This is a genomic window from Pseudomonas sp. W2I6 (genome assembly GCF_030815935.1).
Classification (GTDB): Bacteria; Pseudomonadota; Gammaproteobacteria; order Pseudomonadales; family Pseudomonadaceae; genus Aquipseudomonas.
The window spans coordinates 682,345-699,460 of record NZ_JAUSXJ010000001.1 but is presented as its reverse complement, the minus strand read 5'-3'; the positions used below and the strand labels follow the sequence as shown (position 1 = coordinate 699,460).

Below are 17,116 nucleotides of genomic sequence, written 5' to 3'. Positions count from 1 at the left end.
GCATTTTTCACTTGAGTGCCCGGCATAAGAAGGTGAAAACTGAGCCCAAAGCTGCGCTTTTCGCCAATTGGGGCGATTACCGCACAACTATCCCGAAGTATCGGATGAAGCCATGACCAAAACTGCCAGTGCCGCGATTCCAGTGTTCAAACTCTACGGTGAGAGCCAGCAATGGCCGACCCCGGATTTGTTGCACTGTGAAACCATCTCCCGGCGCAGCCGTGAGTACCAGTGGGAAATCCAGCCCCACCGGCATGCGGACCTGTGCCAGTTGCTTTACGTGCACAAAGGCCAGGCACAACTGGAGATCGAGGGGCAGCGCAGCACCCTGAATGAATCGACGCTGCAGGTGCTGCCGCCGTTATGCGTGCATGGCTTTCGCTTTTCCGAAGACGTCGAGGGGTTTGTGGTCACCCTGGCCGCGCCGCTGATGGCGCACCTGCAGGGGCAACTGGGCGCGGCGCTGGATGGCCTGAATGCCCTGGGCAGCTACCCTGCCGGCAACGACAGTGACTACCTCAACAGCCTGTTTGCGCGCCTGCAGGAGGAGTACGCCAGCGACCAACCGGCGCGGGACATGATGATGCACGCCCTGGTCAGCGTGCTGCTGGTGTGGATCAGCCGCCAGGCCATCCAGCGCCGGCATCCACGGGCACCGCGGGGCCGCGAATACTTCCGCCGGTTCACCCAGCTGGTAGAGCAACATTATCGCGAGCACCCAAAAATCGAAGACCTGGCCCACAAGCTCGGGATCTCGGTCTCACACCTGAACGGTACGTGTCGGGAGTTGGGCGGGCAGCCTGCGTTGCAGATCATGCACGACCGCCAGTTGCTGGAAGCCAAGCGCCTGCTGACCTACACCAGCATGACCATCAATGAAATGTCGGAGGTGTTGGGCTTTTCCGACCCGACCAACTTCTCACGGCTGTTTCGCCGACGCGTCGGGTTCTCCCCGAAGGCGTTTCGGGAGCAGTTGAAAGCCGACCAGGACGCTAGCGAAGCGAACTGAAAGCGGCCATATGGCCCACGCATTGACCGTGATTGCAGCTGGAGGCGAAGCCCGGCTGCATGCGGGTCTGTTCGACGCGGTAGGCGGCAGTGCCATAGAGCGCGGTGGCGGCGGCGCACAGGGTGAAAATCATCAGGTACTTTCTTGTTTTGATCGACATGATGCTGACCTCTGATCCGATCAAGAAGGTGCTTTGATAAGCATAGGTCAGCTGGGGCAAGTCGCCATTATCGGGCGACATTCAACCTGTTTATGTCGGCTTAGAGACCGACGTCCCACACCGGCTCTTCCGGAAACCTCAATACCAGGAAATCCAGCAGGCTGCGCAGCGCCGCCGGCATATGCTTGCGCGAGGCGTACACCGCGTAGATGTTCATCTGCTGCGGCTCGGCCTCGGGCAACAAGCGGATCAACTCGCCGCTGCGGATGTAGTCGCCCGCCTGATAACTCGGCAGCCGCGACACCCCTGCTCCCGCCAGCGTCACCCGCAATAAGGTACTGGCCTCGTTGGCGCTGATATTGCCCTGCACCGGCACCGACACCGGCTCGCCGTTTTCCATGAAGTGCCACAGGCTTTTGCCGAAGTAAGAGTGGGTCAGGCAATTGTGCCGGGCCAGGTCCTGTACCTGCCGGGGTTGCGGATGCTCCAGCAGGTAAGCAGGCGATGCGCAGATCACCGAACGGCACAGCGTGAGTCGGCGGGCGATCAGGTTGGGGTCCAGTTCGAAGCTGGTGCGGATCGCCAGGTCAATGCGCTCATCCACCAGGTTCACCGTGCGATCAAGCATCTGCATATCGATGTTGACCAGCGGGTAGCGCTTGACGTATTCGGCCATGGCATCGGCCAGCTGTGCCTGGCCGAACGAGGTGCTGACACTCAGGCGCAGCAGGCCGCGAGGCGCTTCGTCGGGTTCGCTGACGGCGGCCTGCATGTCGCTGCACAACTCCAGCATCTGCCGGCAACGGGGCAGGGTTTCGCTGCCGGCGGCGGTCAGGCTGAGCTTGCGGGTGGTGCGGTGCATCAGGCGCGCGCCGACCCAGTCTTCCAGCTCCGCCAGGTAGCGCGACACCACCGGGCGCGACAGGTCCAGATGGTCGGCTGCCGCCGACTGGCTGCCCAAGTCCACCACCGCGACAAACACCCGCATTGCTTGAAGACGATCCATGATTTGCCCGCTTTTAGAAACAAACTATGTCCAAGCATCGCATTTTTTGTAGCGTTTGGTGCAACTAAGCTCTGTCCACACCTTACCGATGACTGGAGCTGCACATGTTTGGATTCTCCCCGCTCAAGCGCGTGGCCCTGGCCGCCGCCTCCCTGGCCTTCGCCGCGCACGCCATGGCGGCCGACTTGACTCTGGACGCCTACAACCCGGGCGAAACCGCGATGATGCCGGTCACCTCGGTACTGGTCAGCGGCGACAAAGATGCGATCCTGGTGGACGCCCAATTCGGCAAGACCCAGGCCGAGCAACTGGTGCAAAAAATCCGCGCCAGCGGCAAGCGCCTGACTACCATCTACATCAGCCACGGCGACCCGGACTACTACTTCGGCCTCGATACCCTGACCGCCGCCTTCCCCCAGGCCAAAGTCCTGGCACCGCAGCCGGTGGTGGACCATATCAAGGCCACCGTTGAACACAAACTGGCGTTCTGGGGCCCGAAACTAGGCGCGGACAAGCCTGGCAAAGCCGTCATTCCCCAGGTGCTTGAGGGCCACAGCCTGACCCTCGAAGGCAAGCAGTTGGAGGTGATCGGCCTCGACGGCGCACAACCGGACCGCACCTTTTTGTGGATCCCGTCGATCAAGGCAGTGGTCGGTGGTGTGGTGGTCTCCGAGAACATTCATGTGTGGATGGCCGACACACAGACCGCGAAGTCCCACACCGATTGGCTGGCAACCCTGCAACGTATCCAGGACTTGAAACCGCGCACCGTGATCCCGGGTCACTACCTGGGCACACCGTCGCTCAAATCCGTAGCGTTCACCGCCGACTACATCAAGGCGTTTGATGAAGAAACCGCCAAGGCCAAGGACTCTGCCGCCCTGATCGCGGCGATGCAAAAGCGTTACCCGAACCTGGGCGACGAGAGCACCCTGGAACTGGGCGCCAAAGTCGCCAAGGGCGAAATGCAGTGGTGAGTTGATTCAACCCTTAACCGTACTGGAGAACGTCATGAGCAAGATCGCAATCATTGGTGCCACCGGTCGTGCCGGTAGCCAACTGCTGGAAGAAGCGCTGCGTCGCGGGCACACCGTCACGGCCATCGCACGTAATACCGACAAGATCGGCGCGCGCCCTGGCGTCACCGCCAAGCAAGTCGATGCGCTGGATGCCCAGGCGCTGGAACAGGCCATCCGCGGCAACGACGTGGTGATCAGTGCGGCGCACTTCGCCACCCTGCCGCCGGAAGCGGTGATCAACCCGGTGAAAAAAGCCGGCGTGAAGCGCCTGCTGGTGGTCGGCGGTGCCGGTTCGCTGTTGTTGCCGGGCGGCAGCCGAGTGATCGACAGCCCGGGCTTCCCCGAGGAATACAAAGCCGAAGCCAACGCCGGCAGTGTTTTCCTCGATACCCTGCGCCAGGAAAAAGACCTGGACTGGACCTTCCTGTCGCCTTCGGCGGAGTTCGTCGAGACCGCACGCACCGGCACATTCCGCCTGGGCCAGGATGAATTGCTGGTGAGCAGTGAAGGCCGCAGCTGGATCAGCTTTGCCGACTTTGCGATTGCGCTGATTGATGAAGTGGAAACACCGAAGCATTCGCGCCAGCGGTTTACCATAGGTTACTGATCCCCCTACGCTCGATCGTTCCCACGCTCTGCGTGGGAATGCATCTTGTGACGCTCCGCGTCACGGCTCCTAGAGCGGACGCAGAGCGTCCAGGGCGGCATTCCCACGCAGAGCGCGGGAACGATCATTTATTAAGCCTGTGCCTGGCTCACCAGCCAATCCATAAGCTGCTCCAACCCCGCCGAGGGCTCAGTGCCCGGCGGGTACACCAGGTAATACCCCATCCCCGTCGGCACCCGTAGTTCAAACGGCGTGGCCAACCGCCCCGCCTTCAGGTCCTCGCCAATCAGCGCGCTGTCGCCAATTGCCACGCCCGAGCCTTGGGACGCCACCGTCATCGCCAGGTCCAGGGTTTCAAAATGATGCCCCTGGGCCAGATTGCTCAAGCGTGTATTCGCCGCTTTCAACCACAACGCCCAATCGCGCTCATCCCGCGTAGGGTGCAACAACACCTGTTGCTGCAAATCGGCGGGCGTGTGCAAGCCACCGAGCAAGGCCGGCGCACACACCGGTGTCAGGCGCTCATCGAACAGATGCCGGGCCTGGGCCGATTGCTCGGCAATCGGCGCGTAGATCACCGCGGCATCGAACTGCTCGCGGCGAAAGTCGACGGTGTAGGCCACGGTGGTGGTCAACTCCACCGGCACATCCGGGCGTTCCTGCTGCCACTGCATCAGGCGCGGCAACAGCCAGCGCATCACGCAGGTGGAGGCCTTGAGCTGCAAGGTCTCGCGGCGGGTGCCGATCTGCTCAACCGCCTCGCCGATCAGGCCGAACACCTGCTGCGCCCGCAGTGACCATTCGCGGCCCTCTTCGGTGAGGCTCAAGCCACGAGCCTGGCGCTGGAACAGCGCATAGCCCAGATGACTTTCCAGCCCGGCGATCTGCCGACTCACCGCGCCCTGGGTGATGTGCAATTGCTCGGCGGCTCGGGTGAAGTTGCAGCACTGGGCCGTGACCCAAAAGGTGTGCAGGGCCGGCAGCGGCGGAAGACGTTTCATAAGGGCGCAGCCATGACGAGAGGACATGGCTAGTATGACTTTTTATCGATTGTTGCCGCTACGGGCCAGCCGTTCCAATACGGGCCTTTATCAACAATAAGAGCGACGACAATGGCGACCTGCGGCGAAGTATTGGTCAACCTGCTGGAAGGCTACGGCGTGGACCAGGTGTTTGGCATCCCCGGCGTGCACACCGTGGAACTCTACCGGGGCCTGGCGCGCTCGAGCATCCGCCACGTCACCCCGCGCCACGAACAGGGCGCCGGTTTCATGGCCGACGGCTATGCGCGCACCAGCGGCAAGCCCGGCGTGTGCTTCATCATCACCGGCCCCGGCATGACCAACATCACCACCGCCATGGGCCAGGCCTACGCCGACTCGATCCCGATGCTGGTGATCTCCAGCGTGCAGTCCCGCAGCCAGCTGGGCGGCGGGCGCGGCAAGCTGCACGAACTGCCGAACCAGAACGCGATGATCGCGGGCGTGGCGGCGTTCTCCCATACCTTGATGTCGGCAGCCGAATTGCCCGGTGTACTGGCCCGGGCATTTGCGCTGTTCCAGGCCGGACGACCGCGCCCGGTGCACATCGAAATCCCGCTGGACGTGCTGGTGGAAAACGCCGACGCGTTGCTCGGCAGCGAACCGGTCAGCGTTTCCCGCGCTGGCGCTGCGCCGTCGGCGGTCAAGCAGATGAGCCAGTTGCTGGCGGCGGCAAAACGCCCGCTGATTCTCGCCGGTGGTGGCGCCATCGACGCAGCGCCCGAGTTGACGCAACTGGCCGAAGCCCTCGGCGCGCCGGTGGCGCTGACCATCAACGCCAAGGGCATGCTGGCCGCCAACCACCCGCTGCTGATCGGCTCGACCCAAACCCTGGTCGCCACCCGCGCGCTGGTGGCCGAGGCAGATGTGGTGCTGGCGATCGGCACCGAGCTGGCGGAAACCGACTACGACGTGACCTTCGCCGGCGGCTTCGACATTCCCGGCGCCCTGCTGCGCATCGACATCGATTCCGACCAGACCGTGCGCAATTACCCGCCGCAAGTCGCGCTGGTAGCCGACGCGCAAATCGCTGCGCAGGCACTGCTTGCCGAGCTGGGCAACAAACCCCTGGCCGCCCGCGACAGCAACTGGGGCGCCCGCCGCGTCGCCCGCCTGTGGAGCGAACTGGAACCCACCTGGGACGCCGCCACCCGCGCGCAAACCCTGTTCCTCAACACCGTCCTGGACGAACTGCCCGACGCCGTACTGGTGGGCGACTCCACCCAACCGGTGTACACCGGCAACCTGACCCTGAACCTCGACCAACCGCGCCGCTGGTTCAACTCCTCCACCGGCTACGGCACCCTCGGCTACGCCTTGCCGGCGGCCATCGGTGCGTGGCTGGGGCGCGGCAACGGTGCGCCGGTGGTGTGCCTGATCGGCGACGGCGGCCTGCAATTCACCCTGCCGGAACTGGCCAGCGCCGTGGAAGCGCGCACGCCGGTGATCGTGCTGCTGTGGAATAACCAGGGCTATGAGGAGATCAAGAAATACATGGTCAACCGCGCCATCGAACCGGTGGGCGTGGACATCTACACCCCGGACTTTATCGGCGTGGCCAAGGCCCTCGGCGCTGCTGCCCAGCGCGTCCAGGGTGTTGAGGAATTACGCAGCGCCTTGCGTGCCGCGACTGATCGCCAGGGCCCGACGCTGATTGAAATCGACCAGGGCCTTTGGATGAAGGAGGTGGCGGTATGAGCGCGGTATTGAATGGGCTGTTTATCAATGGCGCGTGGCGTGCCGGCCATGACGTGCTGGACGTGATCAACCCGGCCACCGAGGCCACCCTGGCCCAAGTGAGCGTGGGTGATGCAGGCGCGGTGACTGAGGCCATCGGCGCCGCCAGCGCGGCCTTCCCGGGCTGGTCAAAAAGCACCGGCCGCGACCGCGCCGCGCTGTTGCGCAAGATCGCCGAGGGTGTGAGCGCAGAGCGCGAACACCTGATGCAACTGCAATCGAGCAACAACGGCAAGCCGCTGTTTGAAGCCGGCATCGATGTGGATGACGTGATCGCCACCTTTGCCTATTACGCGAACCTGGCCGACGAAATGGATGCCAGCCAAGATCGTCCGGTGGTACTGCCCACCGAGGATTTCAGCGCCCGTGTACGCCGTGAACCCTGCGGCGTGGTGGGCCTGATCGTGCCGTGGAATTTCCCGATGGTGACCACCGCCTGGAAACTCGCCCCGGCGCTGGCGGCCGGTTGCTGCGTGGTGCTCAAGCCTTCGGAAGTGACGCCGCTGGCAGAGCTGGAACTGGGCCGGATCATCGCCTCGGTGGGCTTGCCTGCCGGTGTGTTCAACCTGGTCTGCGGCACTGGCCTGGCGGTGGGCGCGCCGATGGCGGCTGACCCAAGGATCGCGAAAATCTCCTTCACCGGCAGCAATGCCGTGGGCGTGCAGGTGATGCAGCGCGCCGCCGAAACGGTGAAGGGTGTGAGCCTGGAACTGGGCGGCAAATCCGCGTTGCTGGTACTGGCGGACGCCGACCTCGACCTGGCCGTGGAACTGGCCTGCGGCGGTGGTTTCTTCAACGCCGGGCAGATGTGTTCCGCCACCAGCCGGGTGTTGGTGGCCGACGAACTGGCGGACGAGTTTCTCACCCGCTTGCAGGCCAGGGCCGAGAGCATTCGCGTGGCGGACCCGTTTGCCGAAGACGTGGAAATGGGCGCATTGGTCAACCGTGCGCAGTACCAGCGGGTGCTGGGGCATATCGAACGTGGCGTGCAAGCCGGCGCGAAGCTGCTGTGTGGCGGCGGGCGCCCGGCGGATTTGCCTCATGGGTATTTCATTCGCCCGACGGTCTTCACTGAAGTGCCGTTGGACAGCGCGTTGTGGAACGAGGAGATCTTCGGCCCGGTGCTGTGCGTGCGCAGTTTTGCCAGTGAGGCCGAGGCGGTGGCGCTGGCCAATGACAGTGAGTTTGGCCTGGTCGCGAGCGTGCTGAGCAGCAACCTGGAAGCGGCTGAGCGAGTGGCCAATGCTTTGCAGGTGGGTTTGGTGTGGATCAATGCGCCGCAGGTGATCTTCCCGCAAACGGCGTGGGGTGGTTACAAGCAGAGCAGCATTGGCCGGGAACTGGGGCCGTGGGGGTTGCAGGCGTTTCAGGAGATCAAGCATGTGATCCGGGCGGTGTAGAAACACTCAAGAGCACCACTGTTCCCTGTGGGAGCTGGCTTGCCTGCGATTGCGGTCTATCAGACACAGATGTGTTGCCTGACCCACCGCTATCGCAGGCAAGCCAGCTCCTACCTGTTGATTTGTGCCGTGTCAGCAGATGCATTTTTTCAATAGCCCCAACGACTTTCTCATTTGCCGCCCTCCCCCACGCCCGGCCTAATACTGCCCTTGTCAGTTCAAGGCCTGCCCATGGAAAACGTCCGCGCAAAACCCGCCACCGCCGTTTGGCTGATGATCAGCGTTGTGCTGGTCGCCCTCAACCTGCGCCCGTCGATGGCCGCCGTCGGCCCGTTGTTGTCGTCGATTCGCGCCGATGTGGCCCTGAGTTTCAGCACGGCCTCCCTGCTGACCATGCTGCCAGTCATGGCCATGGGCCTGGCGATGTTTTTTGGCATGGCCGTGGCCAAACGCTTCGGCGAGCATCGCAGCATTGTGCTGTCGCTGGTGGTGATCGGCCTGGCCACCGTCTCCCGGTTGTTCCTGGACTCGGCGGTTGAACTGATCCTCAGCGCCATTGCCGCCGGCGTAGGCATCGCGATGATCCAGGCGTTGATGCCCGCCTTGATCAAGTCGCGCTTCAGCGACAACGTTTCCCTGTTCATGGGCCTTTACGTCACCGCGATCATGGGCGGCGCGGCCCTCGCCGCTTCGTTCTCGCCGTTTATCCAGGTGCAAACCGGCAGCTGGCGCATCGGCCTGGCGATCTGGGCGGTTCTCGCGGTATTGGCGCTGGTGTTCTGGTACGCCCAACGCTCGGTGCTGCCGCCGCTGCCGCAAGCCGGCGCAGGCCCGCAGGCGTCATTCTTCGGCAATCGCCGGGCCTGGTTGCTGGCGATTTTCTTCGGCCTCGGTACCGCGTCCTACACCTGCGTGCTGGCCTGGCTGGCGCCGTACTACGTGGAACAAGGCTGGAGTGAACAGAACGCCGGCCTGTTGCTGGGCTTTTTGACGGCCATGGAAGTGGTCTCCGGCCTGATCACCCCGGCCATCGCCAACCGCCGGAGGGACAAGCGGGGTGTGGTCGCGGTGCTGCTGGTGCTGATCATCGCCGGCTTCTGCGGGCTGATCCTGAGCCCGCAATACCTGAGCCTGCTGTGGCCGTGTTTGCTCGGCCTGGGGATTGGCGGCTTGTTTCCGATGAGCCTGATCCTGTCCCTCGACCACCTCGACAACCCGCGCCGCGCCGGTGGCCTGACGGCCTTTGTGCAGGGCATCGGCTACCTGATCGCCGGGTTGTCGCCGTTGATTGCCGGGATGATCCGCGACCAGCTGGGCAGCTTCGAGTGGGCCTGGTGGTCATTGACGGCCGTCGTGGTGATGCTGCTGCTGATCGTACTGCGCTTCGATCCCCGGCATTACGCGCGGCATATTCGCTGAGGTCGTGTTGTAAACATTATTTGTCCCACCTCAAACAGAGAAAGGTCCGACAGAGCTTTCTATTGGTACGAGCGTTCCGTTAACATTTTGTATTGTCTTGTACCGAGTTCGGTACAAAGCGCTTGCGGACGGAACGGATGCTAAACAGCAACTTGCTTAGAAAGCTCGATATGCAGGACCTGATGGTGTTTGTCGCTGTTTACGACCAAAGCAGCGTCACCGAGGTTTCCGAAACCCTGTTCGTCAGCCAGTCCACCGTGAGCTACAGCCTGAAGAAGCTGCGCACCAGCTTCGAAGACGAGTTGTTTATCAACACCCGGGCGGGCATGCGCCCTACGTACAAAGCCGCCACCATGTACGGGCATGTGCAGAAAATCCTCGAAAGCATCAACCTGTGCCATGCCGGCAGCCAAACGTTCGACCCCACCCAGAAGGCTGTGACCTTCAACGTCTGCGCCCCCGAATACTTCGAACAGTTGATCCTGCCGCGCCTGCTGAAAAACTTCGACCGCGCCGACCTGCCGGTGATCGTCAACGTGCAGAAGCTCGAAACCGAGGTCCCGGCCGACGCCTTGCGCGACGGGCGTCTGGACCTGGTGATTTGCTTCGGGCCGCACTTTCATCGCGAGCACAAGGACATCAAGACCCAGATGCTGCTGGAGGACGACCTGGTGTGCGTGTTCGACAAACAGTCGGCGCCCCGGGAACCGGCGTTCAGCCTGCAATCCTTCGTCGCCCGGCGCCATGTGTTTCCGACGCCCTGGAGTTCCGACACCAACATGATCGACGGCTGGCTGGCGCGCCAGTCCCACAAACGCCAGGTGATCGCCCGCGCCAACAGCTACAGCGCGGCGCTGAAGATGATCACCGGCACTGACTTTATCGTCACCTTGCCCCGTCGAGTGCTGAAGCTGCTGGCAGACACAACCGTGTTCGGCCATTGCGAAGCGCCGAACGGTTTGCCGGGGTTTACCCTGGATATGCAGTGGAATGAACACAGCGCGCAGGACAGCGCCAACACGTGGTTCAGGGAGCAGGTGGTGAAGGTGTGTGCGGATCAGGGGTTATTATGACCCCCTGTGGCGAGGGAGCTTGCTCCCGCTGGGCTGCGTAGCGGCCCCAAGAATTTTGGGAGCGCTTCGCACTGGAGCGCCAGCCCGGTCCAGCGGGAGCAAGCTCCCTCGCCTCAGAGTATTGCCCGTCAGCCGATGGTGACTTTGCTATAGGACTCGCGATCCATATCGACCAGCAAGACACTGAGCTGCACCTGCAGGTCTGCAGGCCAATCGCCCAGGTCCTGCAGCGCCGCCAACAGGCTTTCCGACAATTGCTTCTTGACCTGCGGTGAACGCCCGCTGAGCAGCGACAGCTTGACCGCGATAAAAGCGCGCGGGCTGATGGACGTGCCAACCTGGAATGTCTCCACCTTCAGCGCGCGGCTTTTGATATCGAACTCGGAACCGAACTGCCCGGACGCCATCAGCACGTTGTTGAGCCGCAACAAGGTTTTCTCAACGGCCAGCTCTGTGAGATTGGCGGTGTATTCCAGATGCAGATGCGGCATGAAGGCTCCGAGCTTGTTGTAGGAAAAGAGTCATACATATAGCACGGGGCCGGGCGGAATCAGACCGCTTTCAGTGTGAAACTTCGGTCAGGCTGTGCAGCGAGCGATTTTCCCAGATCGCCACGATCACCAACACCGCCGACGTCAACGCCCCCAGTACCAACGCCGAAAACACCTGCTGCAATCCCAGCGGCAGCAATACCAGCAACATCAGCAAGCCGCCCAGGTGCGAAAACGGTGGCAACGGCCGGTCGCTCATCACCCACTTGAACAGCGCACTGCCCAGCAAAAACAACCACGGGCCGGCGATGATCGCCACCACGCCCGCCTGGCTGGCATGCCCCGGATGCACCAGCACCAGTTCGTCGGCCACGGCGCTGACGATAATCCCGGCGACGATCAATACATGCAGGTAGGTGTAGGCGATCCGCGCCTGACGGCCCGGGTCGGCAGAGCTGGCAATGCGATGGTGGGCGCGCTCGGCGCCGCTGTCGAAATAGATCCACCACAGGGCGATGCTGCCCACCACTGCCACCAGGAATGCCGCCAGCCCGTCCACGCTCCAGGGCAGCTCGGCGAAGGTCGCGCCGGTCACCAGCAACGACTCACCGAGGGCGATGATCACAAACAGGCCGCAGCGTTCGGCCATGTGGTTGCCTTCCACATTCCAGTCCGCAAGCGTCGAGGGCCCAAGCCCGGGCACCCAGAAATACACCGACGGGGAAATCAACTCGATCAACAGCGCCAGGGCCCAGAAGGCCAGGCGCTGCTCGCCTTCGAGCAGCGCACCGGTGATCCAGAACACCCCGGAAAACAGCATCCACGCCAGGATCCGCTGGAAATTGCGGGTCATGTTCAGCGACTCGCCGCGCACCGCCCACAACGCAAACAGCGTGCGTCCTACCTGCATGAACACATAGGCGCCGGCGAACAACAGCCCGCGATCGGTAAACGCCTTGGGGATCGACGAGGACAGCAACAGGCCCGCCACCATCAAACCGAACAGGCCGATGCGGATCGGGATTTTTTCCGGGTCCAGCCAATTGGTGACCCACGAAGTGAAGATCCACACCCACCACACCGCGACCATCATCAACGCCACCTGCACGGCACCGCCGATGGACAAGTGGGCGAGCAGCGAATGGGACAACTGGGTCACGGCAAACACGAACACCAGGTCGAAAAACAGCTCGACCATGCCAACCTTGCCGCTGTCATGACTGCCGCGCCCACGCAGCAAGGAACGGGATAGTGCCATGCCTGGATCTCCCTGAAGGTTTTATCTCAAGATTTGGGTGCGACCACCGGCAGCATGTCCCGCTCGCTCATGAACGCCTCCAGCCGCGAACGCATCCAGCGCTCCGCCGGATCGGTGTCAACGTGGCTGAGCCAGACCATCGACAAGTCCAGGGTCGGGGTTTCGAACGGGAACGGTTCACAGAACAGATTGCCCCCGGCGGCCATGGCCTGGGCGGTGTAGTCCGGCAGGCTGGCGATCATGTCGGTGCCGGCGAGCAGCGCCGGCAATGCGCTGTATTGCGGCACCGAGAGCACCACGTGGCGCTTGCGACCGATTTCCGCCAGCCACTCATCGGCAAACCCGGACACGTTGGCGGTGTGGGACACCAGCACATGGGGCCGTGCGCAATATTCGTCGAGGGTCAGGGGTTTGTCCGAGGCGTCCGCCCGCAGCAGGCACGGGCGGATATGCCGCAATAATTTGCGCTTGGCATTGGCCGGCAGGCCGCGGGTCTGGGTGATGCCGACGGTGATATCCCCGGAACCCAGCAGGTCCGGGATGCGCCAGTAATCCACATGCTGCACCACGAACACCACCTGCGGCGCTTCCTGGCGCAAGGCGCGCAGCAGCGGCGGCAGCAGGCCGAACTCGACGTCATCGGACAGGCCGATGCGAAAGGTCATGGTGCTGATGGACGGGTCGAAATCGTGGGTCAGGCTCAGGGCCGACGACAAGGAGTCGAGGGCCGGCGACAGGTGCTTGATGATTTCCTCGGCCCGCGCGGTAGGTTCCATCCGATGGCCGACACGAATGAACAGCGGGTCATTGAACAACGTACGCAGGCGGTTGAGGGCCGAACTGATGGTGGGTTGCCCGAGAAACAGCTTCTCCGCCACCCGGGTCACGTTGCGTTCGAGCATCAAGGTTTCAAAGACCACCATCAAATTGATGTCGGCCTTGCGTAATTCATTGCGATTCATCGGCGACCGCCCCACTGCCCTGGATAAGTCGCAGTTTAGAAACACCCGGGGCCCTGCGTCTATGCGCACACTGTTCAACACGGGCCTTTGGGACTATAAAGCAGCTTCCAAGGCTTGCGAGAACACCATCGTGCTGGTCATTTCTGCCTTGAGCGTCCTGGTTGCCGGGATTTTGCTCTGGGCCATCAAATTCATCGCTCATCCCACCGCCAGGACACTGTTACGGGTATTTGTCGGTTTGTGCCTGGCGGCAGTCGTGGCTTACCTGGTGCTGGCTTCGGGGTTTCCTACCTCGTTGCTGGTGTGACCGGGCTCCTGCTCCTGCCCCTGACGCAAACGCAAGGCGGCCAACGCGGCCACCACCAGCACCACGGCAATCACTTTCAAGCCATTCGTGGCATTGCCGGTGCTCATCTCGATCGCGCCCATCACCGACGGCCCGACAAACCCGCCGAGCAATCCGCAGGCATTGACGAATCCCAGCCCGCCCGCCAGCGCCACGCCCTTGAGGCGCGAGGCCGGGTAGAGAAAGATGATCGACTGCACCACAAAGAACATCACCGCCGACACACAAAAGCCCAGCAGGCTGAACACCGGCCCCGACACCGAGGCAATCCCCAGCCCCAACGCCATGGTCAGCAAACCGGTAATCAACAGCCGCCGGGCACGGGTGGGCGTGGTCGCAAAGCGCGGCAGCAACACAGCGCCGGCCGCTGCGGCAATCCACGGCAATGAGGTCAGCAAGCCGACGCTCATGGTGCTCAATTCACCGTATTTGCTGATGATGCTCGGCAGGAAAAAGATCACGGTGTAGATGGTGATCTGATGGCAAAAATACACAAAGATCGCCAGCAGGATCTGCGGTGTCAGCCAGTTCTTCAGGGAATGCCCGCCCTCGCCTGCGCCCTCTTCGGTCTCCATCGCGATGCGCTGTTCAATCCCGCGCGCCTCTGCGGCCGAGAGCCATGGCGCCTTGCTCGGACGGTCCGGCAACTTGCACCACACCACCCAGGCAAACGCCACTGCCGGCAGCCCTTCGAGCAGGAACATCCACTGCCAGCCGTGCCAGCCGAGCAGCCCGTCCATGCGCATCAACGCCGCGCCCACCGGGCCACCGATGATGTTGGCAAAACACACGCCGAGCAGGAAATACCCGGTAGCCCGCGCCCGTTGCTCGCGGTTGAACCAGTAGGTGAGGTACAGCATCACCCCGGGAAACAGGCCGGCTTCGGCAATGCCCAGCAGCAGGCGCAGGATATAGAACGAGGTCTCACCCTGGACGAACGCCATGGCCGCCGAAATCAGGCCCCAGGTCACCATGATCCGGGCTATCCAGAACCGCGCGCCGACCTTGTGCATGATCAGGTTGCTGGGGATTTCCGACAGCGCATAGGTCAGGAAAAACAGCCCGGCGCCGAGGCCATAGGCCGCTGCTGAAATCCCCAGGTCAACGTCAAGATGGTGCTTGGCCAAGGCGATGTTGGTGCGGTCCAGGAAGCTCAGCACGTAGGCGATGATCAGCAAGGGCATCAGCTTGACGAACATCAGTTTGTTCAACTCCCGTGGTTCACGGGCGGTGTTGGCAGTCTTCATCGGGCAATTCCTCTTGGCGCCCCGCCAGCGCAACGGCTGGGGGACGCATCGGTGTTGTTCTAGGGTTCGAGTTGCGCAACCAGCGCCGGCGGGCGATGGGAAAACAATTGCAGCAGCGCCCCGCCCAGGGCACAGCCGGCCATCACGAAGAAGCACACCGTGTAGCCGTGCAAGGTGGTCCAGCCGCCGCCCATGGCAATCAGGCTGCCCATCAGCACCGGCGCCAGGCCGCCACCGATAAACATCGCGGTGGTGATGATGCCATTGGCGGTGGAGGTCGCCGACGGCTCGGCCGAGTCGCAGGCCACCGCGTAGTAGATCGGCCACACCGCGTTGGCCACCAGGCCGAACAGCAGTTGCACGACGATGATCAGGGTCAGGGTGTTGGCGAAGTAGAACGCACCGACACTGGCGGCCATCCACACCCCGCAGATGATCAGGGTGACGCGCCGGCCAATGATGTCCGACAGCGACGGCCACACCAGTTGCCCGAGAATCCCGGTCAAGGTGAACACCACGCTCATCCCCGCCGACTCGGCCAGGGACAGCCCGGCAATGTTGTACAGGTACGCCGGCAGCACGATGTTGACGCCCATGTACACCACTTGGGTCAGCATCGTATTACCCGCCGTCAGGGCGATATTGCGGTTGCGCAACGTGGCGATAAAGGTGCGCCAGGCGTGGCCCTTCACTTGGCTGGCCGGTGCGTTGTCCGGCGGGGTCATGCCCTTGGCGGCGATGTCGACGTAGAGCGCGGTGATGCGTTCGGCGGTGGAATAGCGCGCCCAGAAAATCATCAGCGGCAACGCCACCACGAACGCGAAGAAGAACACGTAGCGCCAGTTGTCTTCACCGAAGGTGCTGATGACAAAGCTGGCGACGATGCCACTGAGCATGGCGCCGATCGGGTAACCGGTGTGGTGCGCGCCAAGGGCAAAACCACGACGCTCCACCGGCCACCATTCGGCGGTGTTGCTCACGCCCACCGGCTCGCCCCAGCCTGCGCCGAGGTTGACGCCAACCCGCAGCGCGATAAAGGTCGCGAGGTTGCCGCTCAGGGCCTTGAACCCGGAGAGGAACGAAATAGCCGTGTAGCCAAGCACCAGCGGCACCTGGAACCGCGCACGTTTCCAGCCACCGCCGTAGCGGTCACTCCACATGGAGCCGGGAATATCCAGCAGCGCCAGGGCCAGCATGATCACCGTGGCCATCGTGCCCCACTGGTCGGCCGACAAATCGAAATGCTTGGAGATGGTCGGCCCCAGGCGCAGCACGATCTCACGGTCGTAGGCGTTGAGGATCCAGATCATCCAGCACACCAGCAGCGACACCCAGGAGTGCCGGTGAATACTGCGCAGCGAGGCTTTTTTCAAGGTTGCCATGGGTTTCTCCAGGCGCGCGAGGGCGCGCACTGACACAAGGTTGCGAAAGGAAAGTGCCTTGTTGAAAAAAACGCGCTAGCTGGCGAACCGTCGCTCGGCTATTCCTTGCACGCCCAGCCCGGTGATCGCAAAAAGCGCCCCGCGCTGCTGACCGTCTGCCGGGAAACGCGGCAACGGTGGCTTGGCCATGGAGGTGACAAACAGGGTATCCAGGTTCGGCCCGCCAAAGGTCAGGCTGGTGACTTTTTTCACCGGCATCTGGATGATCCGGTCGACCTCGCCGTCGGGTGTGTAGCGCACCAGTTTTCCGGCGTAGACCAGCGCCTGCCACAGGCAGCCTTCGGCATCCACGGTGCAGCCGTCGGCAGCGCCACCGCCGCTGGTATCGACCTTGGCGAAGGTGCGTCGATTGCTCACCGCGCCGCTGGCTGGGTCGTAGTCATAGGCCCAGATCTCGCCGGACCAAGTGTCGCAAAAGTAGAACGTATCGCCCGCCGGGCTCCAGCAGGGGCCGTTGGACACGATGATGCCTTCGTCCAGGGTGTGCAGGCTCAGGTCCGCGTCGAGGCGGTAGAGTTTGGCGCTGGCGCTGTCTTCGAGGGTGTCCATGGAGCCGAAGACAAAGCGCCCCTGGCGGTCGACCTTGCCGTCGTTGAGGCGGTTGTTGGGCAGTGCGGGTTCCGGGTCGATCACCAGGGCCAGTTCGCCGCTGTTGAGGTCCAGGAGGTGCACGCCGTTTTGCAGGGCGACGATGGCTTGCTCGCCGCTATGGCGCAGGGCCATGGAGCCGATTTTCTGGCCCACATCCCAGGCCCGCAGTTCGCGGCCATCCTCGGTGCAGCGCAGGATCCGGCCGTCGGCACTGTCGATCCAGTACAACCGTTGTTGTTCGACGTCCCACACCGGGCCTTCGCCCAGGGTGGTCTTCACGTCCACAAGCACTTCGATACGCATGGTGTT

At 62.9% G+C, this 17,116-nt stretch carries 17 protein-coding genes; 8 read left to right on the top strand and 9 right to left on the bottom strand.

From position 1 onward, the window contains the following. The first annotated feature begins 112 nt into the window (after positions 1-112). The gene (locus QF039_RS03370; protein ID WP_003210655.1) at positions 113-1,009 is read left to right on the top strand and encodes a helix-turn-helix domain-containing protein; all 897 of its coding nucleotides are present in this window, start codon (positions 113-115) and stop codon (positions 1,007-1,009) included. Here the strand turns inward: QF039_RS03370 and QF039_RS03365 are convergent. Both QF039_RS03365 and QF039_RS03360 read right to left on the bottom strand, forming a co-directional pair. After that, entirely contained in the window at positions 993-1,169 is a 177-nt protein-coding gene (locus tag QF039_RS03365; protein ID WP_162835184.1) for a hypothetical protein, read from the bottom strand. The two genes, QF039_RS03370 and QF039_RS03365, sit on opposite strands and share 17 nt — an antisense overlap. Before the next feature lie 100 nt (positions 1,170-1,269). Continuing rightward, a complete protein-coding gene (locus QF039_RS03360) occupies positions 1,270-2,175 on the bottom strand; it encodes a LysR family transcriptional regulator (RefSeq protein WP_003210653.1) in 906 nt (301 codons plus the stop codon). Between the two features lie 104 nt (positions 2,176-2,279). On the opposite strand from QF039_RS03360, the gene QF039_RS03355 reads away from it, so the two are divergent. Together QF039_RS03355 and QF039_RS03350 are read left to right on the top strand one after the other, a co-directional pair. After that, positions 2,280-3,152, top strand: coding sequence for an MBL fold metallo-hydrolase (locus QF039_RS03355; RefSeq protein WP_307516939.1), 873 nt, complete (start codon positions 2,280-2,282; stop codon positions 3,150-3,152). A 34-nt stretch (positions 3,153-3,186) separates the two neighbouring features. Then, positions 3,187-3,801 (top strand): NAD(P)-dependent oxidoreductase, encoded by a 615-nt coding sequence (locus tag QF039_RS03350; RefSeq protein ID WP_307516938.1) that lies wholly within the window; start codon positions 3,187-3,189, stop codon positions 3,799-3,801. A gap of 131 nt (positions 3,802-3,932) precedes the next feature. Here the strand turns inward: QF039_RS03350 and QF039_RS03345 are convergent, their stop codons facing one another. Beyond that, complete coding sequence (locus QF039_RS03345; protein ID WP_003210650.1) at positions 3,933-4,802, bottom strand: LysR substrate-binding domain-containing protein; 870 nt, start codon at positions 4,800-4,802, stop codon at positions 3,933-3,935. 111 nt (positions 4,803-4,913) lie between these two features. On the opposite strand from QF039_RS03345, the gene QF039_RS03340 reads away from it, so the two are divergent. The 4 genes from QF039_RS03340 to QF039_RS03325 all read left to right on the top strand — a co-directional run bounded on the left by QF039_RS03340 (position 4,914) and on the right by QF039_RS03325 (position 10,470). Further along, complete coding sequence (locus tag QF039_RS03340; RefSeq protein ID WP_307516937.1) at positions 4,914-6,539, top strand: 5-guanidino-2-oxopentanoate decarboxylase; 1,626 nt, start codon at positions 4,914-4,916, stop codon at positions 6,537-6,539. Next, the gene (locus QF039_RS03335) at positions 6,536-7,978 is read left to right on the top strand and encodes an aldehyde dehydrogenase family protein (protein WP_307516936.1); all 1,443 of its coding nucleotides are present in this window, start codon (positions 6,536-6,538) and stop codon (positions 7,976-7,978) included. Before QF039_RS03340 ends, QF039_RS03335 begins: the two co-directional genes overlap by 4 nt. A 231-nt stretch (positions 7,979-8,209) precedes the next feature. Further along, a complete protein-coding gene (locus QF039_RS03330) occupies positions 8,210-9,397 on the top strand; it encodes a cyanate transporter (RefSeq protein ID WP_307516934.1) in 1,188 nt (395 codons plus the stop codon). A gap of 137 nt (positions 9,398-9,534) precedes the next feature. Beyond that, the gene (locus tag QF039_RS03325) at positions 9,535-10,470 is read left to right on the top strand and encodes a LysR family transcriptional regulator (protein ID WP_177019683.1); all 936 of its coding nucleotides are present in this window, start codon (positions 9,535-9,537) and stop codon (positions 10,468-10,470) included. A gap of 128 nt (positions 10,471-10,598) precedes the next feature. Here the strand turns inward: QF039_RS03325 and QF039_RS03320 are convergent, their stop codons facing one another. From QF039_RS03320 to QF039_RS03310, 3 genes are all read right to left on the bottom strand, one after another. Further along, a complete protein-coding gene (locus tag QF039_RS03320) occupies positions 10,599-10,961 on the bottom strand; it encodes a 5-carboxymethyl-2-hydroxymuconate Delta-isomerase (protein WP_102368307.1) in 363 nt (120 codons plus the stop codon). A gap of 70 nt (positions 10,962-11,031) precedes the next feature. Beyond that, positions 11,032-12,219 (bottom strand): low temperature requirement protein A, encoded by a 1,188-nt coding sequence (locus QF039_RS03315; RefSeq protein ID WP_102604246.1) that lies wholly within the window; start codon positions 12,217-12,219, stop codon positions 11,032-11,034. A gap of 26 nt (positions 12,220-12,245) precedes the next feature. After that, the gene (locus QF039_RS03310; protein ID WP_003211897.1) at positions 12,246-13,181 is read right to left on the bottom strand and encodes a LysR substrate-binding domain-containing protein; all 936 of its coding nucleotides are present in this window, start codon (positions 13,179-13,181) and stop codon (positions 12,246-12,248) included. A 61-nt stretch (positions 13,182-13,242) separates the two neighbouring features. Here QF039_RS03310 and QF039_RS03305 point away from each other — a divergent pair, with 61 nt between their 5' ends. Continuing rightward, positions 13,243-13,488 carry a hypothetical protein gene (locus QF039_RS03305; protein ID WP_023659101.1) on the top strand — a complete coding sequence of 82 codons (246 nt, stop codon included), beginning with the start codon at positions 13,243-13,245 and terminating at the stop codon, positions 13,486-13,488. Here QF039_RS03305 and QF039_RS03300 read toward each other — a convergent pair. From QF039_RS03300 to QF039_RS03290, 3 genes are all read right to left on the bottom strand, one after another. Further along, positions 13,443-14,774 (bottom strand): MFS transporter, encoded by a 1,332-nt coding sequence (locus QF039_RS03300; protein ID WP_087692587.1) that lies wholly within the window; start codon positions 14,772-14,774, stop codon positions 13,443-13,445. The two genes, QF039_RS03305 and QF039_RS03300, sit on opposite strands and share 46 nt — an antisense overlap. A gap of 59 nt (positions 14,775-14,833) precedes the next feature. Continuing rightward, positions 14,834-16,156, bottom strand: coding sequence for an MFS transporter (locus QF039_RS03295; RefSeq protein WP_003211904.1), 1,323 nt, complete (start codon positions 16,154-16,156; stop codon positions 14,834-14,836). Between the two features lie 75 nt (positions 16,157-16,231). After that, positions 16,232-17,110 carry an SMP-30/gluconolactonase/LRE family protein gene (locus QF039_RS03290; protein ID WP_134325896.1) on the bottom strand — a complete coding sequence of 293 codons (879 nt, stop codon included), beginning with the start codon at positions 17,108-17,110 and terminating at the stop codon, positions 16,232-16,234. Positions 17,111-17,116: the final 6 nt, after the last annotated feature.